This is a genomic window from Chloroflexota bacterium (genome assembly GCA_016197225.1).
Classification (GTDB): Bacteria; Chloroflexota; Anaerolineae; order Anaerolineales; family VGOW01; genus VGOW01.
Map to the genome: position 1 here is coordinate 1 of JACPWC010000013.1, position 22509 is coordinate 22509.

A 22509-nucleotide genomic window follows, 5' to 3' on the forward strand; every position below is an offset into this window, starting at 1 on the left:
CGTCCGTCGAGCCGGGCGCATTGAGTTGCCTGAATTTTTCTTTGCCGGTTATCATTACTGTTCGCAAGCCGGCCTCGCGCGCGATTGAGAGAATCGTGGGAACTGCTATTGCGCCGCGATCCGGCAGGTTATCGTTCCAGGTAAGGCCATGGCCTTCGGGGGTGTAGCCGGTGAGCATGGAGGCGTGCGAGGGCAAGGTGACGGGCGGGAAAATTGTTTGCGCCTTCCAGGTGTAAGCGCCGCGTTTGGCCAGCGCAAAAATATTGGGCGCATTTGCCTGAAGAAGCCCGTCGGGCCGCAAACCGTCAATGGAGATGACGACGACTTTGGATGGCGGGAGCGGAGTCGGGGTGGCCGTCGGTGTGGATGTAAGGGTCGCGGTAGCAGTTATTGTGGGGGTGGCAGTCGGGGCCGCTGTCGAAACAGGCGCCGATGTTGCGGTGAGGGTTGGGGGAACCGGGGCGGCGCAACCGGCGAGCACGAGCGCCGCGAGAGCAAGGGTCAGGAGAAGTCTTTGCATGAGTCAAGTCTAACATAGCTTGACAAGCAACCTAAAGCAAGATAAAAGGTGAGCCATGCGGCTCAAACAGATTCGTGACTATACATTGATCTTCATCGGCGCGAGCCTGCAAGCGGTGTGCTTCGCCTTGTTCCTGGTGCCGGGCAAGCTGGCGCCGGGCGGGCTAAGCGGGGCGGCGCAAATTATTAACAGCTTTACCGGCTGGCCCATTGGCACGATGGTGCTGATTGCCAACATTCCTCTCTTCTTCGCCGGCTGGAAGTTCCTGGGCGGGCGGCGGTTTCTGGCCCGGACGATTTTTGCTTCAATTGTATTTTCGGTGGTGTTGGATGGCCTGGTCCTGGTTCTGCCGCCGGGCGGTGTGACGACCGACCCGGTGCTGAACGCGCTTTATGGCGCTCTGCTGGGCGGCATCGGCGGCGGGCTGGTCATTCGCATGCAGGGCACGAGCGGCGGCACCGAAATTCTGGCCCGGCTCGTCTCGCGGCGCTACGGCATTCCGCTCTCGCAAAGTTACATGTACACCGACGCGGTGGTGGTCTTCCTCTCCGGCCTGGCCTTCAGTTGGAACCATGCGCTCTACGCATTAATTGTGTTGTATGTGTGGGGCGTCGTCACCGACTTTGTGGTCGAAGGCCAGGGAGTGGTGCGCACCGTCGTTGTCGTCACCAACCAGGCCGAGGCCGTGTCGAACCAGATTATGGCCGACCTGCAACGCGGCGTAACGGCCTGGGCGGGCACAGGCATGTACTCCGGCCAGGGCAAGCAAATTCTGTTTTGCGTCGTCAGCCGGGCCGAACTCTCGCAACTCAAATTGATCATTCACGAAGCAGACCCGGACGCGTTTGTGGTGATTGGCCTGGCCCACGAAGCGCTGGGAGAGGGATTCAAGGCGTTGGCTGAAGAAGCAAGGAAATAAAGGAAATGGAGGGAAACATGACTCACTGGAGATACGATCGTTTGACCTGGCCGGAGATGAGAGAGGTCATCGCCCGCCGGCCTCAGCCGGTGGTGGCCGTGCCAATTGGGGCCGTCGAGGATCATGGGCCGCACACGCCGCTTTCAACCGACAACGATATTTTGGAAGGGGTGCTGGCCGAGTGCGGGCGGCAGGCCGGGGGCGATTTGCTCGTCTTGCCAACTATTCCGTTTGGCCTCGACGAGCATCACATGGATTTCCCCGGCACGATTGCAATTGATATTGAGACGACGCTGGCCTATCTCTCGCAAACGGCGATCTCGGTGGCCCGTCACGGCTTCACCCACATTTTGATTTTGAACGGGCATGGCTCGAATCAGTCTATTTGCGATCTGGCGGCGCGGAAGTGTGTGTTGGCAACCGGCGTGATTTGCGCCGCCACCACCGTCAACGCCGCCGTCAACCCGGCGCTGGTGGCCGACGTGTTGGACGCCGAGCGCAAAGGCGGCTTCGGAAGCGTGGGCCACGCTTGCGAATACGAGACGGCGATGATGCTCCACCTTCACCCCGGCCTGGTGCAGATGGACAAGGCCTATCGCGACATCGGCCAGTTGAAACTAAAATACTTCAACTGGGATTATCCTGAGCCGAGCGCCTACGCCTGGCAGGACTGGTGGAGCCGGTTTTCGAAGGAGGGAATTTGCGGGGACGCCGCGGCGGCTACCCCGGAGTTCGGCAAGCGGATGTTTGAACTAACGGTGGAGCGTTTCGTCGAGATGGTGCGCGAGTTCCAGATGATCGAAATCAAACCGAGAGTTGACCATCATTCGTAGGGGCAATTCACAAATCGTAGCGGCAATTCATGAATTGCCCCTACTGCTTTCAAGGTGCTATAATCCAAACACACCAACTCTCTCAGGAGGAGAAAAATGAAAAAGATTCATCTCATCATTAGCCTGGTTGTCCTGGCGGCGCTTGTGCTCACTGCTTGTGGCGGCGCGGCCACCACAGCAGCGCCCGCAGACCTGCTGGGCGAGATCACGGCTCGCGGCACGTTGGTCGTTTCGACCGACCCGAACTACGCGCCGCAAAGTGTGGCCAAGCCCGATGGCACGCGCACCGCAGGCACCAAGTGCGCCAGTGACCAACTCACCGCCGGTGAATTGGAAGGCTTCGACATTGACGTGGCCCTCGAACTGGGCAAGCGCCTCGGCGTGGAAACCTGTTTCGTCACTCCCGGCTGGGATATCATCACCGCCGGAAGCTGGGCCGACAAGTGGGACATCAGCGTTGGCTCGATGACTATCACCACTGGCCGCCAGCAGGTGTTGCACTTCACCACGCCCTACTATTACACCCCGGCTCAGTTCGCCGCCGCCGCTGACTCGGGCATTGCCTCGCTCGACGACCTCAACGGCAAAGCCATTTGCGTTGGCGTTGCGACCACCTACGAATCCTATCTCAACAAGAAGTTCGACGATCTCGGCCTGCCCGAGTCCAGCATCTATGCCCAACCGCCGGAAGGCGTTACGGTTGTGCCGCTCACCAGCGATCAGGACTGCGCCCAATCCATCGCAGCCGGCCGCACCGACTTCCAGGCTTATCTCACTTCAGGCACGGTTGTAGATCAAAACATTGCCAGCGGCGTGCCGGTCGTCAAAGTCGGGGGAGCGGCTTACTCCGAAGACCTGTCGGTGGCCATTGACAGGTCGCACAAGCTCAACCCGACCACCCTGGTGAGCAAGATTGACGACGCCGTCAAAGCCATGCACGCCGATGGCACGCTGAGCAAACTGTCCAACCAGTGGTTCGGCGGTGACCTGACGCAGGCGCCCAAGTAAATCCCACTCTCATTCACATGGAAGCGGCCTCGAGGCCGCTTCCACGCTCTTAATCCTATGGCCACCGTCACTGCTTCCGCCCCCTCCTCTGCGCCGGCCCCGAAGACTCAGGCCCAACTGATTCTTGAGATGAATCAGCGCACTCGCCGCAGGTTTACGGCGAACGTCCTGGTTTCCTGGGTGGCGATGCTCTCGTTTCTGTTGTTTTTGTTTAGCGGGCTGAAGTTTGAGGCCGGCCCGGCCGGAACGCAAGTATCGGTTACCAGGTGGGTCGAAGCCGATGGCAGAAAGCAAAAGGTGGACGAAACGCTGTTGGCCCTGCCAATTTCTCTGCCGGGTCAGGTTTCGTTTTCGGCCATCCCTCTCGACTGGAGATTCATTAGCGGCAACCTGGAATTTATCTTTGGCGGCATCGGGCAAACCATCGGCATATCGGCGCTCTCCATCTTGTTTGCCACCCTGCTGGCGTTGTTGGCGGCGCTGGGGCGGCTCTCACCCTTCCCGCCCATTTATGCTCTCTCGACATTCTACGTTTCGTTGATTCGCGGCACACCTCTCTTCTTGCAGGTGATCTTCTTCTTCCTGGCCCTGCCCCAGCTTGGCGTCAACCTTTCCGGCCTGTGGGCGGGCGTGCTTGCTCTGGGTCTGAACTATGGGGCCTACATGAGCGAGATTTTCCGGGCGGCGCTCCTGTCGGTAGGCAAAGGCCAGCGCGAGGCCGCCACCGCGCTTGGCATGACGCCAACGCAGACAATGACGCGCATTGTCCTGCCGCAGGCCCTGCGCTTTGCCGTTCCGCCCACCGGCAACGAATTCATTGCCATGCTCAAGGACTCGGCCCTGGTGTCCGTCACGGGTTTTGTCCACGAGATCATGTGGCGGGCCGGGGCCGCCGGCAAGCCTGTCAGCCGCAACTTCGAAGCCCTCCTCGTCGCCGCCGTGTTCTACTGGGTGATGACCATCCTCTTCACTTCTCTGCAAGACCGGCTGGAAAAATACATGGCCCGCGGAGACCGCTGATGGCTATCGTCAAAGTTTCCAACCTCGACAAATATTTTGGCCGTTTGCACGTCCTCAAAAATATCTCGCTGGAAGTGGCCGAGCGAGAGGTGGTGATCGTCATTGGCCGGAGCGGCTCCGGCAAGAGCACCTTGCTCCGCTGTATCAATTTCCTCGAAGAGCCGGATGCTGGAACGGTAGAAGTGGATGGCCTTACCGTGTCGGCTACGCACCACCGGACAGGTGAGCATCGCCAACAGGTTCACGACCTGCGCCTGAAGACCGGCATGGTGTTCCAGGAATTTAATCTCTTCCCGCACCTGAGCGTCATCGAGAATGTTGTCGAAGCGCCGGTCACGGTCAAAGGGATGGACAAGGCCAGGGCCACCGAGATCGGCTCAAAGTTTCTGGAAAAGGTCGGTCTGGCCGCCAAGCGCAACGAATTCCCCAACCGCCTCTCCGGCGGCCAAAAACAACGGGTCGCCATCGCTCGCGCCCTGGCAATGGAACCGCGCGTGATGTTATTCGACGAGCCGACCTCGGCCCTCGACCCGGAATTGATCGGCGAAGTGCTGGAAGTGATGAAGCAGTTGGCCCGCGAGGGCATGACCATGATCGTGGTCACCCACGAAATGGATTTCGCCAGGCAAATGGCCGATCGGATCATCTACGTGGACGAGGGCGTGATCGTCGAGCAGGGCAAACCTGAACAAATCTTCACCGAGCCGGCTGACCCGCGCACCCGCCAATTCCTGGATCGTATTCTGGTAAAGGATATGATGCTTGTGCTCCAGGAAAGAAGCGCGGAGAAGGCGAAATAAAAGCGGCCTGCCTTCCGGCAAGCCGCTTATCAGATTCTGTCTGAATGATAAAAGAGTGCGGTCGGAGGGACTTGAACCCTCACGTCTTACGACACATGGCCCTCAACCATGCCTGTCTGCCAATTCCAGCACGACCGCGTTGCGCAACTTTGGGTGACGCGCCGCTCATTATACGCGGCCACTAACCTTTGTCAATGAACACCCCCGGCCCCTACGAACTTCCTCTCTTCCCTCTCCGAACTGTGCTCTTCCCCGGCATGCCCTTGCCGCTTCACATCTTCGAGGAACGTTACAAGGCTTTGGTGGGCGAGTGCCTGCGTAACCACACGCCGTTTGGCGTGGTGCTCATCAAAGCCGGAGCCGAAGTGGACGCGCCCGCCAAACCGCACCTCGTCGGCACCAGCACCCGCATCACCAACGTCGAGCGCTTGTCCGAAGGCCGCCTCAACATCGAAACCGTCGGGCAGGATCGCTTTCGCATCCTCGAGCTGCGCGAGCACCGGCCTTATCTTTCGGCGCTGGTCGAAAATTATCCGATGAGCGATTCAGATTCATCTTTGGCGCTGAAAGCCGCCCGCCACCTGCGGCCCTGGGTGTCGCGCTACATGACTCTGCTAGCCAAAGCTGCCGAAACGCCGTTCGACCCTGACCGCCTCCCCGCCGACCCGCTGGCCCTGGCTTACCTGGCGGCCATTGTTTTGCAGTCGCCGGTCAATACCAAGCAGGCCCTGCTTACCCTGCCGAGCACTGTGGACTTGCTCGACCACGAGCGGAACCTTTATCGTAGTGAGATTGTCCTGCTTAACGCCCTCCTCACCCAAATCCCCGAAGACGACCACTCACCCTTCTCAGCCAACTGAGGCAAGGCATTGCCAGGCCACAAGACCGATGAAAGTGCGCCAAGTCTGGTAGAATCTCGTCCAGTCCAATGCCAGGAGTTGATTCATGCGAATTGTGTTAGACGCGATGGGAAGCGATAAATTCCCTGACCCGGAAGTTGAAGGCGCAGTGCTGGCCGCCCGCGAGTTTGGCGACGAGATCATTTTGACTGGCGACGAGGCCCGCCTTCGCCCCCTGCTTGAGGCACAACTCAAAAACGCGCCAAGGGCGAAAGTTAGTATCGTTCATGCCAAAGATATTGTGGAGATGGGCGACAAGCCCGCCTTTGCCTCGCGCCAAAAAGCCGAGAACTCAATGGCCGTTGGCATGCAGTTGGTGAAAGAAGGCAAAGGCGACGCTTTCGTAACGGCAGGCAACACCGGCGCGGCGCTGACAAATGGCTTGTTCATCTTCAAAAGAATACGAGGTATCAAACGTCCGGCGTTGATGGTGTCACTGCCTACGCGCAAAGGCCGAACGGTTCTGCTCGATGTTGGTGCCAACGCCGACTGCAAGCCAGAGTTCCTGCTTCAATTCGGCATCATGGGCAGTGTATACGCCAGCAAAATTCTGAACATCGAAACTCCACGCGTGGCCACCTTGTCTAACGGTGAAGAAGAGGGCAAAGGCAACACGCTCGTCAAGGAAGCTCAACAGTTGCTCAAGAAAAGCAAATTGAATTACATCGGCAACCTGGAGAGCAAGGAGTTTTTTGCCGGAGCCGCCGACGTGGTCGTCACCGACGGCTTCACCGGCAACGTCTTTCTCAAAACCAGCGAGAGCGTCGCCTCATTGATGAGCGACATGATCCGCGAAGCTATCGTCAAAAATCCGATCACGACGATAGGCGGCGTGCTGGTGCGCCCAGCCTTTGCTTCCATCAGAACCAAGATGGACCCGACCGAAGTGGGCGGCGCGCCCCTGCTCGGGCTGGACGGCGTGGCAATCGTCGGACACGGGCGTTCCAACGCCCGCGCCATTCGCAGTGCCATCAATGTGGCCCGCACTGCCGTGCAAGGGAAAATGCTGGACGCGATCCGGGCTGAACTGGCGGCACAACTTTCTGAAGCTGAACTAGCAGGAGCAAGCGATGAGTAAACGAGACAATGGAAGAGTTCGAGTCGTCATCACCGGCCTGGGCGCAATCACGCCACTCGGCCTGACGGTGGACGAATTTTGGGACGGGTTGTCGAACGGACGGAACGGCATCAATCGCATTACGCAATTCAATGCTGAAGGATTCGATTGCCAGATCGCCGGCGAGATCAAGGGCTTCGACCCGGCCAAATACATGGACCCGAAAGAAGCGCGACGCATGGCGCGTTGCGCCCAAATTGCCGTGGCCGCCGCCAAAGATGCCGCCGCCGATGCCGGTCTTGACACGCCGTTGAGCGAAGAGAAGCAGGAGCATGTCGGCGTCATTGTAGGAACGGCCATCGGCGGGTTTGACGAAGCCGACAAAGCCGTCAACGAGTTTCGGGGCAAAGGCTCGGTGCGGGCCAATCCGTTCGCCGTCACGGCCTGCATTCCCAACATGCCGGCCCACCACGTCTCGCGCACCTTTCTGGCGCGCGGCCCGCTGATGACGCTGGTGACGGCCTGCGCCACCGGCACACAGGTGATCGGCGAGGGCACTGAAGTGATCCGGCGCGGCGCAGCCGACGTGATGTTTGCCGGCGGCACCGAAGCCCTCATCGGCGATTTTGCCATCGCCGGGTTTTCCGGCATGCGCGCCCTGCCCACTCACTTCAACGACGCGCCCGAGAAAGCCTCACGCCCGTTCGACAAGGATCGCGAGGGCTTCATCTTCTCGGAAGGATGCGGCATTGTGGTGTTGGAAAGTTTGGAACACGCCAAAGCGCGCGGCGCGCGCATTTACGCCGAGGTGCTCGGTCAGGCCGCCTCGTCGGACGCCTTCCACGTGGCCCAGCCCGACCCGAGCGGCGAGGGCGCGATCCGGGCCATGAAGTGGGCGCTCAAGAATGCGCGAGTTGACCCGGGCGAAGTGGATTACGTGAACGCGCACGGCAGCAGCACACCCATTAACGATCCGCTGGAAACAATGGCCATCAAGAAAGTGTTCAAAATGCCTGCCTGGTGCTGGGCAAGTTTGAGGGCTAAAGATGCGGCTGATTACCAACGAATCACTTATTAAACGGAATGCGACGATTGGAAAATACACGGCCATCGGCGGAATGGCGGTGCTGATCGGAGGCCTGCTGATCTCGCTCTTCAAGAAAGAGCCGGAATGGCAACTCGTCCCGTTCATCACGCTGATCATCGGCTTCATCCTGTCGAACGTCGGCATTTACATGTCTAATCGCTACGTCCGCCCGCCCCGCCCCGATCAAGTGCTGGACAATGCGCTCAAGGGCTTCGACGATCGTTACTATCTCTATCACTACCGCGCGCCCACGCCGCACGTTCTCATCTGCCCGGCTGGCGTGTTTGCCTTTGTGCTCAAGTTTCAACCGGGTGAGGTGAGTTGGGATGGCAAACGCTGGCGGCAAGCTAAAGGCGGCAATTTTTTGCTGAGTCTATTTGGCCAGGAGAGTCTGGGCAACCCTAACGCCGAAGCCGCCGGGGAGGTAGAGGCGCTGTCCCGTTTTCTGGCCAAGAAGATCGGGGCGGATGTGCCGCCGGTTCAGGCCATCATCGTCTTCTACAATCCCAACGTTACCGTCAACGCCAAGGACGCGCCCCTCCCGGCCCTGCACGTGAAGCAGTTGAAGGAGCATATCCGCAAACTGCCCAAAGGCCCTACCCTCTCCGCCGACCAGATCGCCAAACTTGACGAGGCGATCGGCATCGCCAATCTCTAATCTCTAATTCTCCAATCTCGAATAGTTCGCGCCCGGTCAGAGAATTAGAGAATTGTTGCGTTCATGCGCCCTAAAAGCATCTCCGTCTTCTTCCCGGCCTACAATGACGCCGGCACTATCCCGACGATGATCATCCGGGCCATGCAAACCCTGCCGGAGGTGTCGGACGACTACGAGATCATCGTCATCAACGACGGCTCCACCGACGACACGGGCCGGGTGCTGGACGAGATGAGCCGCCACTATCCCCAACTCCGGGTCATTCATCACAACCAGCCCAGCGGCTACGGCGGCGTCTTGCGTGCCGGTTTTGCCGCCGCCAAAAAAGATTGGATCTTTTACACCGACGGCGACGCCCAGTATGACTCCCGCGAACTGGCTCTGCTGGCCCGCGCCGCCGATGACGGCGTTGACATGGTGCAGGGTTACAAAATCAAGCGTCACGACCCGTTTCACCGGGTCGTCATCGGCCTGCTCTACCAATACTTTGTCAAGCTCGTCTTCGGCCTGTCTATTCGCGACGTGGACTGCGACTTTCGTCTGATGCGGCGCGCCATCTTCGATAAAGTGCTTCTCGAATCGACGACCGGCACCATCACTTTTGAAATGGTGAAGAAGATTCAGGACGCCGGCTGTCGAATCGTCGAAGTGCCGGTGCATCACTGGTATCGTCAGTACGGCCTATCGCAGTTCTTCAACTTCCCCCGCGTGGCCCGCACTCTGGTGGCTCTGGTTGGCTGGTGGTGGCGGCTGGTGGTTGTGCGCGAACACCTCAAAAACAAATGACATCACAATTTGCAATGCACAACAACGAATTGTGAATTGAGCGTTGTGCCTTGAGTATTGCCCATGATCCCTCAAGCCAATCCCGGCGCATCCTACCGCGCTCACAAAGCAGAGATTGACGAGGCCATCCGCCGTGTGACCGAATCGGGCTGGTACATTCTTGGCCCCGAAGTCGAAGCGTTCGAGGCCGAGTTCGCGGCCTACGTCGGCGTCAAGCACTGCATCGGCGTCGCCAACGGCACGGACGCGCTTCGCATTGCTGTTCAAGCCGCCATTCCATATCGCGGCGTGGAAGGCGTCACGGTCTCCATGACAGCTACGGCCACCGTCGCCGCCATCGTCGAGGCCGGCTGGCAACCGATCCTGCTCGACATCCTGCCCGACGAATTCACCCTCGACCCGTCGGCGCTCGAAACAGCCTTGACCGCGCCGAGTATGTTCATCGTGCCGGTGCATCTATACGGCCAACCGGCGCGCATGGCCGAGATCATGCAATTGGCTGAAGAGCGCGGGGCGGTCGTGATCGAAGACTGCGCGCAAGCGCACGGCGCAATTTATCGGGGCAAACGAGTCGGCTCGTTCGGCGCGGCGGCGGCGTTCAGTTTTTATCCGACCAAGAATTTGGGGGCGTTGGGCGACGGCGGGGCTATCGTCACCGACTCGGACGAAGTTGCGGCGCGGGCGCGGCTTCTGCGAATGTACGGCTGGCGCGAACGTTACATCTCCGAGAGTCACGGCCTCAACAGCCGCCTTGACGAACTGCAAGCCGCCATCCTGCGCGTCAAACTTCGCCATTTGGACGACAACAATGCCCGCCGCATTCGCATCGCCGAAACGTACAACTCAGCCTTTGCCGGGCTTGACCTGAGGCTACCTCCAGCTGGCGGTGTCTACCATCAGTACGTCATCCGCCACCCAAAGCGCGAGGCGCTTAAACAAGGGTTGGCCGCCAGCGGCGTGGGAACTTCGATCTTGTACCCGATCCCCGTTCACCTGCAACCCGCCTACGCCGACGACCCGCCCCTCAGCCTGCCCGTCACCGAGCAGTTTGCCCGCGAGCTTCTTTGCCTGCCGATTTACCCGGAATTGAGCGATGCAGAAGTGGAAACGGTTTGTGAAGCAGTGAAAGATGCACTAACAAATCGAACCTGAAACTGAGCCCGGCGCTGGATGGGCTAAAATAAAACACTATGACCCAACCGCCCACCAAAGCTGAAGACGAGACCGGCATTATTCACCGGGTCGCTCGCTACAAGCCACGCCTCTCGTGGCGCACGTGGCTCATTGGCCGCCCCATGCCCACCGCCGACGCTCCACACCAGACCATCAGCAAGGCAGTGGGGTTGGCCGTGTTTGGGGCTGACGCCCTCTCATCTATTGCCTATGCGCCGCAAGAGATGCTCGTCATTTTGGCCGCGGCCGGAACAGCAGCCTTTAGCTATGCCTTCCCTATATCGCTCGTCATCACCGCCCTGCTTGCCATCGTCACCATTTCATACCAACAAACTATTCACACCTACCCCAATGGCGGCGGAGCGTATACCGTGGCCTACGACAATCTGGGCATATTGGCCGCGCAGGTGGCAGGCGCGGCCCTGCTCATAGACTATATCCTCTTAGCCGCCGTCGCTGTCTCATCGGGGATGGCGCAGATTGTTTCGGCGTATCCGGCCCTGTTTCCCTATCGCGTGGCGTTAGCCATTGGGCTGTTAATGCTCATCACCATTGCCAACCTGCGGGGCGTTAAAGAGTCGGGCGCGGCTTTCTCGGTGCCCACTTATTTCTTTTTGGCGATGACCATCCTTGTCGTTGGCGTCGGTTTCTTCCGTTACCTGACGGGCACGCTGGGAGGAGTGATCTCACCGCCGCCTATGAACGTAGTCCACGGCTCGGAGCCACTGACGCTCTTTCTCCTCTTGCGCGCGTTCTCCAACGGCACCACCGCCCTTACCGGTGTGGAGTGCATTTCCAACGGGGTTACCGCCTTCAGAGAGCCACGGACACACAACGCGGCGCTGACAGTGCTCTGGATGTCGGCGATTCTGGGGGTGCTGTTCCTCAGCATCACCTACCTGCTCGGCGTGATTGGCGCTCTTCCGTCTGAAGAAGAGACGGTGATCTCGCAACTCGCCCGCACCGCCTTCGGCAGCCGCGGCCTGCTTTACCTGGGCGCCATCGCGGCCACTACGATCATCTTGATTCTGGCGACCAACACAGCCTTTGCGGGCTTTCCACGCCTGAGCGCGGTCATTGCCCAGGATGGTTTTATGCCCCGGCAGTTTTCCTATCGTGGCAGCCGATTAGTGTTCTCTTACGGTATTATCGCCCTCACGGTCATTGCCAGTTTGCTCATTGCGATCTTCCGCGCCAGCGTCACCGCCCTCATTCCGCTGTGGGCGGTGGGCGTGTTTCTATCGTTCACCCTCTCGCAGGCCGGAATGGCGCGGCATTGGTGGAAGGCAGGCCGCGCCGCACGCGCCTCAGGGACTCTTGCTGAGTCGGGCTGGCAGTGGAAACTTGTAGTGAATGGCCTGGGATCTATCTGCACCGCTATCGTGACGCTGGTGTTTGCGATTACCAAGTTCCGCGATGGCGCATGGATCATTGCCCTGCTTCTGCCGACTGTGGTAGCCGGGTTCTTCGCTGTTCATCGCCATTATCAAAACCTGGCGCGCGATTTATCGCTGGAGGATTACGGCCAGCCGCCACGTGCGCGGCGGCATCGCGTCATCATACCGGTCAGCGGGATTCATCGGGGCACGCTCGAAGCGCTCGATTACGCCCGTTCACTCTCGCCTGATGTAACCGCTGTGCATATTTCCATTGATCCGACCCAGGCCGAACGGGTGCGCCAGGCCTGGAAATGGTGGGGCGATGGCGTGCGACTGGTGATTATCGAATCGCCCTATCGCGCTTTTCTAGAGCCGTTTCTGGAGTATGTAGATGGCGTGTGCGCTCAGCGCCAGGGCCACGAGCGGGTGACCATCGTGGTGCCGCAGTTCGTGCCGCAACGCTGGTGGCATAATCTTCTGCACACGCAAACGGCTTTCTGGTTACGGTTTGTGTTGCTGTTTCGCAATGGGGTTGTAATTACCGAAGTGCCTTACCAGGTGGATTGATGAAGAACCGCTCTTCCAGCAGACAGGAAGCGGAAAGGCGGATGGAGCGCACACCATCCGCTTTTCCGTTTAGAAAGTTCATTGGAAGCTCTATTGCCCGAACATCCCCGCATTCTGCTTTGTATACTCGTTCAAAAAGTATGTCGAGACGCCCACCAGCGCCCAGGTGAGCGGCACGGTACAACAGAAGGAAAAGCCAACTGTAAAGAAAGCAGCTACCAGACCAATCACGTTCCAGACCAGCACGCCCAACAACCACGCCAGGCCAACCGCGATATTGCCGCTGTACATCCAGCCAATGCCAAGAAAACCAAAGACGCCGGGCAGAACTTCCAGCACCAGAGCAATGGTGCGATCTTTTGCGCCAGCGGGCGCGGCGGCAGGCGGCGAATAACTTGGCTGGGGCGGAGTGTATAAAGGGGGCGGCGGCGGTGGAGTGAAAGCCGGTTCGGGCGGTGGCGGCGAGATATATTCCGGCGGCACTTCGGGCGGAGTTGGCGCGGCGGGTGTTTCCTCAGAGGCGGTCGCCACTGAGTCGGTCATCAATTTCTCTTCGGTCGCCGTCGCCGTCAAATCCACGCCACAACTGATGCAAAACTTTCCGGTATCGGGATTTTGCGTACCACAAGACGGGCAGGTAATCATTTCACTCTCCTGAAAAGAAAGAACGCTGATTTCCACAGACCTTCATCAACGATCTGCGCCAATCAGCGTTCATCTGCGTTTATCCGCGTTCACCTCAAGAGGCCAGGAAGTCGTCCAGCACCTTCTTGGAAATCTTGTACTGACTGCCGATCTGCTTGGCCTTGATCTGGCCGTCGCTGATTAACTTCATCACGTCGGCTTCAGAGACTTGTAGATAGGATGCGGCCTGGGTCGGGTTCATCACATCGGGGGCCGGGCCGCCGCTCGGCGCGGCTGGGGCCACCGGGGCCGCTCCGCCCGCCGGCGCGGGCGGTTGCATCCCGCCCTGGAAGGCCTGGCCCATGATGTTGCCAATGCCAATACCGGCGCCGATGCCGGCAGTGAGGCCCGCGCCACCGCCCGGATTCTTGGCCGCGTCGCGCATAGCATCCGCCGCCTGCAATTGCATGTAAGTCTGCATGTCGAGCATGCCCATCGCCCGCAATTCTTCCGCCGACTTCGACGAAGGCTTGATGTTCTCGACGTAGAACGACTTGAGGGTGATGCCGATGGCCTTGAAGTCGTCCTGGGCTTTGGCCCGCACGCCCGCGCCGATCTCTTCAGTGAGGCCGATGATGTCGAGCACCGACTTGCCCTGCTTGGTGCCAAGCTCGCCGAGCAGGTCTTGAAGCTTGGAGAGGATCATCGAGCGGAAGCGGCCTTGAATGTCGGCAGTGGTGTAAGCGCCCTGCGCGCCGACGATTTGAGCCACGAACTGTTGCGGGTTGCTCACTTGAAACGAATAGGAGCCGAACGCTTGCAGAAGCGCAATGCCCAAACCCACGCCCGGATTCTTCACGATGATGGGTTGCGGCGTGCCCCACTTCTGGTCGGCAAACTCGCGCACGGCCACGTAATACACTTCGGCGGTGAACGGCGAGCGCTCGTTGAACAGCTTGCCCACCCAGTCGCGAACGAACGGGATGTTGGCGGTGGTGATGGTGTGCCGCCCGGGGCCAAAGGTGTCGAGCGCCCGGCCATCGCGGAAGAAGACCGCGTTCTGGCTCTCGCGCACGATCACCTGCGAGCCCATCTGAAAATCGCCGGGGCCAGACTCGGGAAAGCGATGCACAATCTCGTTGCGCATCTCATCGGGATATTCAATCACATCAAAAATACGACGAGCCATGTAAGTCCTCCGTTGGGGTCAGTTCCTTTTTCCTTGATTCCTTCTTTTGCCGGGGAATCAAGGAAACGAGGGAGAGAAGGGAAATTAACTATGAGGTAATCACATCTTTGCGGCGGTCGAAGGCGGTGACGCATTCGGCGCAAATGTTGGTCAGGTTGCGGATGGCGGCGGGGAGGCCGTCGGTGCCGACCGAGGCGTCCACGTTGTCCACGGCGCTGGTCACCCGGCCTACGCCTTCCAGCAGTTGGTTGTCGAAGTCGTAGAGCTTCGCCAGTTCGGCGTCGTTGATCTTCACTGCGCCGAACAGCCCGCCGTAACCGTAAGAGGCCGTCTTCATCCCGTCAATAAAGTTGCGAAGCTTGATGGCGGCGGCTTCCATGTTGTCAATCTGATCGATCATCCCTTCGCCAATCATTCGCCGCTGAATTTCAGAGATGCGCGCCCACTGTTCGTCGTAGCGCTGGGCCAGCGTCTCACGCAACATTTTGTCGGCGGTGCGCCGCTGTTCTTCCTTGAGGTAGCCGCCGAAGCCCGGAACCTTGCCGGCGATCTTCTCAAGCAAGTTCTGTGAGTCAGTTATTTTAGAAAACATATCGGTCATTGAGTGTCTCTCCTTCGTAGACTTAGACAGTGGACAGAACAGAATGTTTCAAGCCGCTTTTTGGGACAACGGATGAAACGAATGTAACAGACCTATAAAAAGTACTCTGTGCCGCAGTGCCGGCACTTGATGACGCCTTTGCCGGCCAGCGACACCTGCCCGCCGCACCGTTTGCATTCGTGCAAGTCGCGCAATTGCGCGGCCTGGGCGCTGTACAGCACGCCATCTTCCCAGTTGATGTAGCCGCTGAACACGCCCATGCCCACCAGATTGTACACCCAATTTTGAACTTGCTCGCGCGTCGCCTTCAGCTCAAGCACCAGGTCGCTAATCCGCACTTCGCCGCGCGCCGCCACCGCGTCCAAAATCCGGCGTTGCTTGGCCATCACTTCTTCCTGCTGGCCTTCCTGCCCGGCTCTGACGACGAGAAAGATTCCAGCGCCAAAAAGCGGCAGGCTGATGATCATCAGCAGGATAATGCCAACGCCCAAACCGGCCACCGTCAGATCAGCCGCCACCTGGAAGACGAGCAAAACGGCCAGCCCGACGACGAACACCGCCGCCCCGCTCCCTGCCAGCAAAAATCCCATCACTCGACCAGATTTCATTGTCGACTCTCCTCTTTACCGAAATCCACGCCGTCCGCCGCCGCTGGAGCCGCCGCCGCGAAAACCGCCGCTACTGCGAAAGCCGCCACTTCGGGAACTGCCGCCGCCGCTCCGGAACGTTCGACTGCCACCGCTGGTGCCCCGGCTTCCCCCGCCACTGTATGTGTATTTGGGTGCTGGCGGCGTCGAGAAGGATCGCCCGGCGGTGTTCAAGGCGGTGATCAGCCCGTCGCCCATCTGGTTGAGGCCGCCGATCATGCTTTCACCCATTTGGTTTAGGTTGGGCATTTGACCCGCGCCAGTTGGCGAGGCTTCGCCGACGTTTTTGGTAATCGAGCCGGGCGGCGAACCGGTCAGGATCGGTCGAGGCCGGTAGGTGTACCAGCGCGGCGCGGGAACGACGATGTTGGGGGCTTTGGCAAAGGCGCTTACCCATCGCCGCTCCAGGCCAAAGGCAATGGCATAGGGCAGGTACTTTTCAAACTGATCCACCGCGCCGGCCACATCTCGATACTTCTGAATGTTGCCCAGATACTTCTGAAAGGCCATCCACTTGGCCGCCTCTTCTGCGCCCTTGCGAGTCTTGGCCGGCATCCTGCGGCTGAGAGCCGCCAGCCCGATGCCAAACATGACCAGCGGCACAAAGGGACAAATGATGGCCGAGGTGTACGCAGACCCAATTGCCGCTGCCACAAAGCCCACTATCAAAGTGATGATGACCACCACTACACCGCCAACAATGTAGTTGCCGCGCACGCTGTCCGGGTTGGCCTTGAACAGGCCCTCTTTTACGGTTTCGGCGTACAACGATGAATTGATGAACGGCAGTTTAGCGAAGAAACTTTCCGGCATCTGGTTCAAGGCGCGCTCGTTCTGCGTCGCAAAGACGGCGTCGTAGAGCGTTTTTTCGTAGCCGCGCAGTTTATCTGGCTCGCCGCTCTTCTTGAGTGTGAACGAACTGGCCGAGGTTCCAAACGCGCCCGCAGTTTCCTGAGCCTCCATCGTCACCAGGCCGCGCCGGGCAAAATCAATCAGGGTTGCCGTCAGGTCGCGCATGTCTGCTGTCTCGTCCACCAGCGTCCCCACCAAACCCGGCGGCAAGTCCGAGGGCGGCTCGGTGATGTATTCTGGAACCAGGCCGGGGTTGGGATCGCGCCCGAATAAATACCAGATCAAATACAGCCCGCCGGGAAGCGCCAGAAGCAGAACCAGGCCCAGGGCGACCAGCCCCAAATTCAGCAGTGGCTTGACAGTATCCTCGTATGTTGCCTGACGATCAAACTCGGCCTGCCATGAAGGTTGTGGGCCGTTCACTGCGCCATGCTTGAAAGCCACGCCGATCTCAACGCTTTCATAGGGTTGAATCGTTCCGGCGCTGGCGTAGGTTACCGTCAGGCTGTCGGGGCTGGTTTCCCAAGCCATCAACGCCCCAAGCGATTCGGGATCGGTGACGACTTCACCGCCGGGCGGCAGGTGAACGGTGACGGTGGAACTGAGAGCTTGAAATTCAAACTGCTCACTGATCGCTTTGTACTGAAGAATGTCGCCGCTGTCATAGCGCCGGATTGCGCCGTGAACGGTGTAGGCCAGTTCAAACGTGCGAGTCACATTAGAAGTCGGCGGGAAGAACCAGTCCACGTTGAGTTCACTGCCGCCGCCGGAGACGGCGTAAGTGTAGTCGGAGTTGCTGGAGGTGTTGAGGTAAGCCTGTCCCGGCTCGGAGACGGCGATGTCGGTGATGCCGTCGGTGTTCTTGAGCGGGATGACGGCGAAGCCGCTGGTGAACGGCCCGCCGTTAAATTCAATGGCTTGCGTCTCCACCACATGTAAGTCGCCGTTCGGTTGAACGGCGATGTCCACGTCGAAGCGTTGCCAGGTCACCGACTTGGTCTGCGCCAGCGCCGTGTCCGCCGAAGTTGCCAGGCCGAGGAGCAAGAGGTAGACAATTAACAAAGACAGAGTTTTTCGCATAGAGTTAGCCTCCAAAACCAACAATGATTATAGGCCAATGAAAGCAGGGCGCAACTTTACTCAAACACCAGGTGTTTGAGCAACGGGCGTTATAATTCCCGCCGTGTCTGCTTCCGATCAAGGCGTTCACCCTGAACGCTATCAACTCATCCCGCGCGTGCTGTGCTTCATCATCCACGAGCGCGACGTGCTTTTGCTCAAAGGCGCGCCGGATAAGCGCATCTGGCCCAACAAATCCAACGGGGTGGGCGGCCACGTGGAGCGCGGCGAAGATTTTTACGCCGCCGCTAAACGCGAGATTGCCGAAGAGACCGGGCTGACCGCGCGCGATTTATGCTTTCGCGGGGCGATCAACATTGACGCCGGCGAAGCGACGGGAATCGGGATGTTCGTCTTCACCGCCGTCTCGGACTCGCGGGAGACCGTCTCTGGCGGGGAAGGGACTTTGGAGTGGGTTCCCTTCGATCAGATCGGCCAGCGCGACCTGGTGGAAGACCTGCCGACGCTCCTGCCCAAAGTGCTGGCGCTGAAGGACGGCGACCCGCCATTTTTTGGGCGTTACTGGTACGATGAGGCCGGGCGGCTGAGGATTGAGTTTAGCCAAGTTGATTCTTCGGACGCAGATGAACGCAGATGAACGCGGATTTTCGCGGATTGTGTTTGTTTTTTATTTCACTTTGGAACTCCCCCACCCTGCTTCGCGTCTCACGTCCATCAATGTAACTACCCAATCTTCACCTCAGGAGGAGACTATGAAACCCAAAATCCCGACTCTACAATCCAAAATGGCTCTGGCCGGGCTAGTCGCGCTCGTGGCAGTGCTGGCCGCACCGGCGGCCACACTCGCCTGTGGCGGCTTCTTCTGCACCACCAGCCCGATCAACCAACAAGTCGAGCGCATCATCTTCACCCAGCGCGGGAGCGAGATCGCCGCTTACGTGCAAATCAACTACACCGGCGATGACGCCGACTTTGCCTGGGTGGTGCCCGTCCCGTCGGTGCCGGAAGTGGACGTGGCCGAGATGGATATGTTTCTGGAACTGGATACGATGACGGCCCCCATTTACATCGGCCCGCCCATTCCCGAATGTGCCCTTCAAGACCTGGCACTGCCAGCCCTCTCCGTCGCCGAGGGCGCGGGCGGCGGCGTCACCGTGTTCTCCTCCGGCGAAGTCGGGCCGTTCGGCTTCGACGTGATCGGCTCGGAAGATTCAGAGGCCCTCATCAACTGGCTCAAGGACAACGGCTATCGCATCACGCCTGAAATGGAGCCGTTGGTTCACGTTTACGTGGAAGAGCAAATGCTCTTTCTGGCCATGAAGCTCCGGCCCGGCGCGGGCGTGCAGGACATTCAGCCGGTGGTCATGAAATACAAATCCGACCGGCCCATGATCCCGCTCCGGCTCACCGCTGTGGCCGCCAACCCGAACATGGGCGTGCTGGTGTGGTTGCTGGGCAACACCCAGTACGAGTCCGACAACTACCGGAAGCTCGACATCCCCGACTCGGATATTCAGTTTTTCCCGTTCGGCGGAAGCAACTACTTTGGCTTGCGGACACAGGCGATTGACAACGTGAGCGGCCAGGGTTTCGTCACCGAGTTCGCCGGGCCGACGACGGGCCTGACCGCAGTGGACGAAGACTTGCGGGCGCTGTTGAGCGAATATCCTTACCTGACTCGCGTGTACACCGAAATCTCGCCCGAAGAGATGACGGTTGACCCGACGTTCCAGTACAACGAGAGCCTGCCGCCCCTCTCCAATGTTCACGACCTTTCCAACTCGCCGTCGCCTTACGAGTGCGCCCAGAACACGGTGGAAATCGCCGTGCCGACGGCGGTGCAACAGGCCGCGCCGGGCGTGGTGTCAGAAGTTGCGCCGCGTGGTGTGATCGTTGTTCCTAAAACGTTGATCTACTTCGGGGCCGCCGCGCTGGTGGGTGGCGCGCTTTTGCTGGCCGGGCTTTTCATTGGCCGGCGAGCGGGGAAGCGGTAAACCCCGCCATTTTCTTGACACATTCCACCCCCTTCCAGTACAATGTTCCCACTTTGCCCCTCTTTCCGAGGGGCAATTTGTGTCTGCAATTCAACATTATTTCCGCTGAACGGAAGGAAAGCTCACTCTATGTCGGATCTCAATTCATTTGAACAGATTGCCATTTACACTGTGCTGGGGGTGGCAATCCTGGGCCTGGGCTATGCCGTTTTCCTGCGCTCGCAAATTTTGCGCGAGGACAAAGGCACGGCCAAGATGCAGGAAGTCTGGGGCTGGATCAAGGAAGGGGCCAACGCTTACCTGGGTAAGCAACTACGCGCCATCCTGCCTCTCATCGGCGTGTTGACGGTGGCCCTATTCTTTTCGGTTTACATCGTCCCGCCCACCACTGAAGCCCTCGAACACTTCGCCGGGTCTACGCCGGATCAGGTGAAGCTCTACATCGGCCTGTGGCGGGCCTTCGCCTTCATCATGGGCGCCGGCTTCTCGCTCACCGTCGGCCAGATCGGCATGAGAATGGCCGTGGAAGCCAACGTGCGGGTGGCGGCTGAGGCGCGCAAGTCGTTCTCCGGCGCGCTTCGCATCGCCTACCGCGCCGGAACCATCACCGGCATGTTGACGGACGGACTCGGCCTCTTCGGCGGCACCGTCATCTTCATCTTCCTTGGCAAGGCCGCGCCCGACGCCCTGCTCGGCTTCGGCTTTGGCGGCACGCTGTTGGCGCTCTTCATGCGCGTCGGCGGCGGCATCTACACCAAAGCCGCCGACGTGGGCGCTGACCTCGTCGGCAAAGTCGAATCGAATCTCGAAGAAGACGACCCGCGCAACGCCGCCGTCATTGCCGACCTCGTCGGCGACAACGTGGGCGACTGCGCCGGGATGGCCGCCGACATCTTCGAGTCGTATGAAGTGACCATTGTCTCCGCTTTGATCCTCGGCCTGGCCCTCACTGCCCTCACCGGGCGTAACGAGTGGATCGTCTATCCGCTCATCGTGCGCGGCATCGGCGTGCTCTCGTCCATCATCGGCACCTATCTGGTGAAGACGCCAGAGATGGAACAGGGCGGCGATGCGATGAAAGCCATCTTCAACGGCTTCCTGTCATCGGCGGCGATCTCGGTGGTGCTGTTTGGCATTGCCGGGTTCTTCTATCTGCAAGATGTTCCGGGTGGCTGGTGGCGGCCTGTGCTGGCCGTGGCCGTTGGCGTCGGGCTGGCGATCCTCATTGACCGCGTCACCGAGTGGTTCACCGGCACCCACGGCGCGCCGGTCAAAGACATTGTCAATTCGATGAACGGCGGCCCGGCCACTACCATCCTCTCCGGGCTGGTGCAGGGCTACGAAAGCGCGGTCTGGTCGGTCATCGTCATCGCCGCCACCATCTTCTCTTCCATTCTTATCTTCTCCGGCGTTGACCCGGCGAATCAAAACGCTTACATCTTATACGGCGTGGCTATGACCGGCATCGGCATGTTGACCCTCACCGGCAACAACGTGGCTATGGACTCCTTCGGCCCGATCTCCGACAACGCCAACGGCATCGGCGAAATGGCCGGGCTGGACGACAAGGCCCGCAAAATCATGAGCCAGCTCGACGCGGTAGGCAACACGACGAAAGCGATCACCAAAGGCGTTGCCATCGGTTCAGCCGTCATCGCCGCCGTGTCGCTTTTCGGCTCGTTCATCACCGACGTTTCCAAAGTGGACCCGACGGCGTTGGCCAACGGCATTCGCGTCTCGGTGCCGCAAGTTTTCATCGGCATGTTGCTGGGCGGGGCCTTGCCGTGGATGTTCTCGTCGCTGGCGATCAACGCCGTCAATCGGGCCGCGCGATTGATTGTGAACGAAGTGCGCCGCCAGTTCAAAGCGGGCGTGCTGGAAGGCAAGATTCCGCCGGACTACAAGCAGGCGGTTGCCATTTCCACCAACGCCGCCCAGAACGAGTTGATCTCGCTGGCCCTGCTGGGCGTCATCCCGCCCATCCTGGTCGGCCTGTTCCTCAAGGTTGAGGCGCTCGGCGGCTTTTTGGCGGGCATCATCGTCTCCGGCCAACTGCTGGCGGTGTTCATGTCCAACGCCGGCGGCGCGTGGGACAACGCCAAGAAGGTCGTCGAAGACGAGCCGAAGAACCCGGCGCAGAACACGGGCAAGAACTCCGAGCGGCACAAGGCCGCCGTCGTCGGCGACACCGTAGGCGACCCGCTCAAAGACACCGCCGGTCCGGCGTTGAATCCGATGATCAAAGTCGTCAACCTGGTCTCGGTCATCATCGCCCCCATCGTCGTCACCTTCACCACCATCAACGTGTGGACGGTCGTCGTCGGCGTGGTTCTGATGGCCGCGTTGACGTGGGCGGTCATGAATTCGAAACGCGAATCCGTCGTGTAAGCATCACAGCCCCAAGCTTGTTTTCTCAGGCGGGGTCTGCGTCAAGAGACGCAGGCCCCGCTTTTGTTTTCGCCGAAAGGAAAGTTGCGGGAATTGCTGAAGTGGAATACTATCACCGTGCGGCTTGGGCAGAAAAGATTCAACGCCAGGGCGCAAAGTCGCCAGGGAGTAAGCCGGTTTTCTTTGCGGCTTTGCGGCTTTGCGTTAAATATTTGATGCAGTCTTAGAGAGAGCAACGATCAAGACTAATAAAGGCACTCGCAAAATAAATCTCGCGAGAACAGTTAGCTGCGGCAACACGGCTGAAGACGCGATAACCGGGCAAACTTCAAGTTCAAATAGAAGACCCGGCTCCAAACGCCTGCTGGCGGCGGCCAGCAGGCGTTTTTTATTTCCCCATTACGAGCTTTTCATAGTGTATTGCTACT

21 protein-coding genes and 1 tRNA gene are annotated in these 22509 nt (G+C 59.4%); 15 read left to right on the forward strand and 7 right to left on the reverse strand.

All coding sequences use genetic code 11. The features are described 5' to 3' along the window. The coding region (locus HYZ49_02100; GenBank protein MBI3241070.1) for an alkaline phosphatase family protein at positions 1–520 on the reverse strand (520 nt) is incomplete at its 3' end. Between the two features lie 55 nt (positions 521–575). On the opposite strand from HYZ49_02100, the gene HYZ49_02105 reads away from it, so the two are divergent. The 5 genes from HYZ49_02105 to HYZ49_02125 all read left to right on the forward strand — a co-directional run bounded on the left by HYZ49_02105 (position 576) and on the right by HYZ49_02125 (position 5100). Then, positions 576–1439 (forward strand): YitT family protein, encoded by an 864-nt coding sequence (locus HYZ49_02105; GenBank protein MBI3241071.1) that lies wholly within the window; start codon positions 576–578, stop codon positions 1437–1439. Positions 1440–1456: 17 nt separating this feature from the next. Continuing rightward, entirely contained in the window at positions 1457–2272 is an 816-nt protein-coding gene (locus HYZ49_02110; protein ID MBI3241072.1) for a creatininase family protein, read from the forward strand. 96 nt (positions 2273–2368) lie between these two features. Next, complete coding sequence (locus HYZ49_02115; protein MBI3241073.1) at positions 2369–3280, forward strand: transporter substrate-binding domain-containing protein; 912 nt, start codon at positions 2369–2371, stop codon at positions 3278–3280. Between the two features lie 57 nt (positions 3281–3337). After that, entirely contained in the window at positions 3338–4300 is a 963-nt protein-coding gene (locus HYZ49_02120) for an amino acid ABC transporter permease (protein ID MBI3241074.1), read from the forward strand. A 5-nt stretch (positions 4301–4305) separates the two neighbouring features. Further along, positions 4306–5100, forward strand: a complete 795-nt coding sequence (locus HYZ49_02125; protein ID MBI3241075.1) for an amino acid ABC transporter ATP-binding protein — start codon at positions 4306–4308, stop codon at positions 5098–5100. A gap of 56 nt (positions 5101–5156) precedes the next feature. Here HYZ49_02125 and HYZ49_02130 read toward each other — a convergent pair. Further along, positions 5157–5238: transfer RNA gene (locus HYZ49_02130), tRNA-Leu, on the reverse strand. A 56-nt stretch (positions 5239–5294) separates the two neighbouring features. Here HYZ49_02130 and HYZ49_02135 point away from each other — a divergent pair. The 7 genes from HYZ49_02135 to HYZ49_02165 all read left to right on the forward strand — a co-directional run bounded on the left by HYZ49_02135 (position 5295) and on the right by HYZ49_02165 (position 12706). Then, on the forward strand, positions 5295–5960 hold the full coding sequence (locus tag HYZ49_02135) for an LON peptidase substrate-binding domain-containing protein (protein MBI3241076.1): 666 nt from the start codon (positions 5295–5297) through the stop codon (positions 5958–5960). A gap of 85 nt (positions 5961–6045) precedes the next feature. Further along, positions 6046–7077, forward strand: coding sequence for a phosphate acyltransferase PlsX (gene plsX / locus HYZ49_02140; protein ID MBI3241077.1), 1032 nt, complete (start codon positions 6046–6048; stop codon positions 7075–7077). After that, positions 7070–8134, forward strand: a complete 1065-nt coding sequence (locus HYZ49_02145; GenBank protein MBI3241078.1) for a beta-ketoacyl-ACP synthase II — start codon at positions 7070–7072, stop codon at positions 8132–8134. The genes plsX and HYZ49_02145 overlap by 8 nt, the downstream gene beginning before the upstream one ends. After that, positions 8103–8801, forward strand: a complete 699-nt coding sequence (locus HYZ49_02150; GenBank protein ID MBI3241079.1) for a hypothetical protein — start codon at positions 8103–8105, stop codon at positions 8799–8801. The genes HYZ49_02145 and HYZ49_02150 overlap by 32 nt, the downstream gene beginning before the upstream one ends. Before the next feature lie 63 nt (positions 8802–8864). Then, a complete protein-coding gene (locus HYZ49_02155; GenBank protein ID MBI3241080.1) occupies positions 8865–9587 on the forward strand; it encodes a glycosyltransferase family 2 protein in 723 nt (240 codons plus the stop codon). 63 nt (positions 9588–9650) lie between these two features. Beyond that, a complete protein-coding gene (locus HYZ49_02160; GenBank protein ID MBI3241081.1) occupies positions 9651–10739 on the forward strand; it encodes a DegT/DnrJ/EryC1/StrS family aminotransferase in 1089 nt (362 codons plus the stop codon). Between the two features lie 38 nt (positions 10740–10777). Beyond that, complete coding sequence (locus tag HYZ49_02165) at positions 10778–12706, forward strand: APC family permease (GenBank protein ID MBI3241082.1); 1929 nt, start codon at positions 10778–10780, stop codon at positions 12704–12706. Positions 12707–12796: 90 nt separating this feature from the next. On the opposite strand, the gene HYZ49_02170 is transcribed toward HYZ49_02165, so the two are convergent. From HYZ49_02170 to HYZ49_02190, 5 genes are all read right to left on the reverse strand, one after another. Next, entirely contained in the window at positions 12797–13249 is a 453-nt protein-coding gene (locus tag HYZ49_02170) for a hypothetical protein (protein MBI3241083.1), read from the reverse strand. Between the two features lie 196 nt (positions 13250–13445). Continuing rightward, the gene (locus HYZ49_02175; protein ID MBI3241084.1) at positions 13446–14519 is read right to left on the reverse strand and encodes an SPFH domain-containing protein; all 1074 of its coding nucleotides are present in this window, start codon (positions 14517–14519) and stop codon (positions 13446–13448) included. A gap of 88 nt (positions 14520–14607) precedes the next feature. After that, on the reverse strand, positions 14608–15120 hold the full coding sequence (locus HYZ49_02180; GenBank protein ID MBI3241085.1) for a hypothetical protein: 513 nt from the start codon (positions 15118–15120) through the stop codon (positions 14608–14610). A gap of 92 nt (positions 15121–15212) precedes the next feature. After that, positions 15213–15728, reverse strand: coding sequence for a hypothetical protein (locus tag HYZ49_02185; protein MBI3241086.1), 516 nt, complete (start codon positions 15726–15728; stop codon positions 15213–15215). A 15-nt stretch (positions 15729–15743) separates the two neighbouring features. Then, the gene (locus tag HYZ49_02190) at positions 15744–17699 is read right to left on the reverse strand and encodes a DUF2207 domain-containing protein (GenBank protein MBI3241087.1); all 1956 of its coding nucleotides are present in this window, start codon (positions 17697–17699) and stop codon (positions 15744–15746) included. 103 nt (positions 17700–17802) lie between these two features. Here HYZ49_02190 and HYZ49_02195 point away from each other — a divergent pair, with 103 nt between their 5' ends. From HYZ49_02195 to HYZ49_02205, 3 genes are all read left to right on the forward strand, one after another. Continuing rightward, positions 17803–18336: an NUDIX domain-containing protein gene (locus HYZ49_02195; GenBank protein ID MBI3241088.1), complete on the forward strand. Its 534-nt coding sequence runs from the start codon at positions 17803–17805 to the stop codon at positions 18334–18336. 115 nt (positions 18337–18451) lie between these two features. Continuing rightward, entirely contained in the window at positions 18452–19693 is a 1242-nt protein-coding gene (locus HYZ49_02200; GenBank protein ID MBI3241089.1) for a DUF2330 domain-containing protein, read from the forward strand. A 129-nt stretch (positions 19694–19822) separates the two neighbouring features. Then, the gene (locus HYZ49_02205; GenBank protein MBI3241090.1) at positions 19823–22081 is read left to right on the forward strand and encodes a sodium-translocating pyrophosphatase; all 2259 of its coding nucleotides are present in this window, start codon (positions 19823–19825) and stop codon (positions 22079–22081) included. The last annotated feature ends 428 nt before the right edge of the window (positions 22082–22509 follow it).

Bases quoted from the DNA above. Each gene is read 5' to 3' on its own strand.
- HYZ49_02105 (MBI3241071.1), top strand. From the start codon at position 576: ATGCGGCTCAAACAGATTCGTGACTATACATTGATCTTCATCGGCGCG.
- HYZ49_02110 (MBI3241072.1), top strand. From the start codon at position 1,457: ATGACTCACTGGAGATACGATCGTTTGACCTGGCCGGAGATGAGAGAG.
- HYZ49_02115 (MBI3241073.1), top strand. From the start codon at position 2,369: ATGAAAAAGATTCATCTCATCATTAGCCTGGTTGTCCTGGCGGCGCTT.
- HYZ49_02120 (MBI3241074.1), top strand. From the start codon at position 3,338: ATGGCCACCGTCACTGCTTCCGCCCCCTCCTCTGCGCCGGCCCCGAAG.
- HYZ49_02135 (MBI3241076.1), top strand. From the start codon at position 5,295: ATGAACACCCCCGGCCCCTACGAACTTCCTCTCTTCCCTCTCCGAACT.
- plsX (MBI3241077.1), top strand. From the start codon at position 6,046: ATGCGAATTGTGTTAGACGCGATGGGAAGCGATAAATTCCCTGACCCG.
- HYZ49_02145 (MBI3241078.1), top strand. From the start codon at position 7,070: ATGAGTAAACGAGACAATGGAAGAGTTCGAGTCGTCATCACCGGCCTG.
- HYZ49_02150 (MBI3241079.1), top strand. From the start codon at position 8,103: ATGCGGCTGATTACCAACGAATCACTTATTAAACGGAATGCGACGATT.
- HYZ49_02155 (MBI3241080.1), top strand. From the start codon at position 8,865: ATGCGCCCTAAAAGCATCTCCGTCTTCTTCCCGGCCTACAATGACGCC.
- HYZ49_02160 (MBI3241081.1), top strand. From the start codon at position 9,651: ATGATCCCTCAAGCCAATCCCGGCGCATCCTACCGCGCTCACAAAGCA.
- HYZ49_02165 (MBI3241082.1), top strand. From the start codon at position 10,778: ATGACCCAACCGCCCACCAAAGCTGAAGACGAGACCGGCATTATTCAC.
- HYZ49_02170 (MBI3241083.1), bottom strand. From the start codon at position 13,249: ATGACCGACTCAGTGGCGACCGCCTCTGAGGAAACACCCGCCGCGCCA.
- HYZ49_02175 (MBI3241084.1), bottom strand. From the start codon at position 14,519: ATGGCTCGTCGTATTTTTGATGTGATTGAATATCCCGATGAGATGCGC.
- HYZ49_02180 (MBI3241085.1), bottom strand. From the start codon at position 15,120: ATGACCGATATGTTTTCTAAAATAACTGACTCACAGAACTTGCTTGAG.
- HYZ49_02185 (MBI3241086.1), bottom strand. From the start codon at position 15,728: ATGAAATCTGGTCGAGTGATGGGATTTTTGCTGGCAGGGAGCGGGGCG.
- HYZ49_02190 (MBI3241087.1), bottom strand. From the start codon at position 17,699: ATGCGAAAAACTCTGTCTTTGTTAATTGTCTACCTCTTGCTCCTCGGC.
- HYZ49_02200 (MBI3241089.1), top strand. From the start codon at position 18,452: ATGAAACCCAAAATCCCGACTCTACAATCCAAAATGGCTCTGGCCGGG.
- HYZ49_02205 (MBI3241090.1), top strand. From the start codon at position 19,823: ATGTCGGATCTCAATTCATTTGAACAGATTGCCATTTACACTGTGCTG.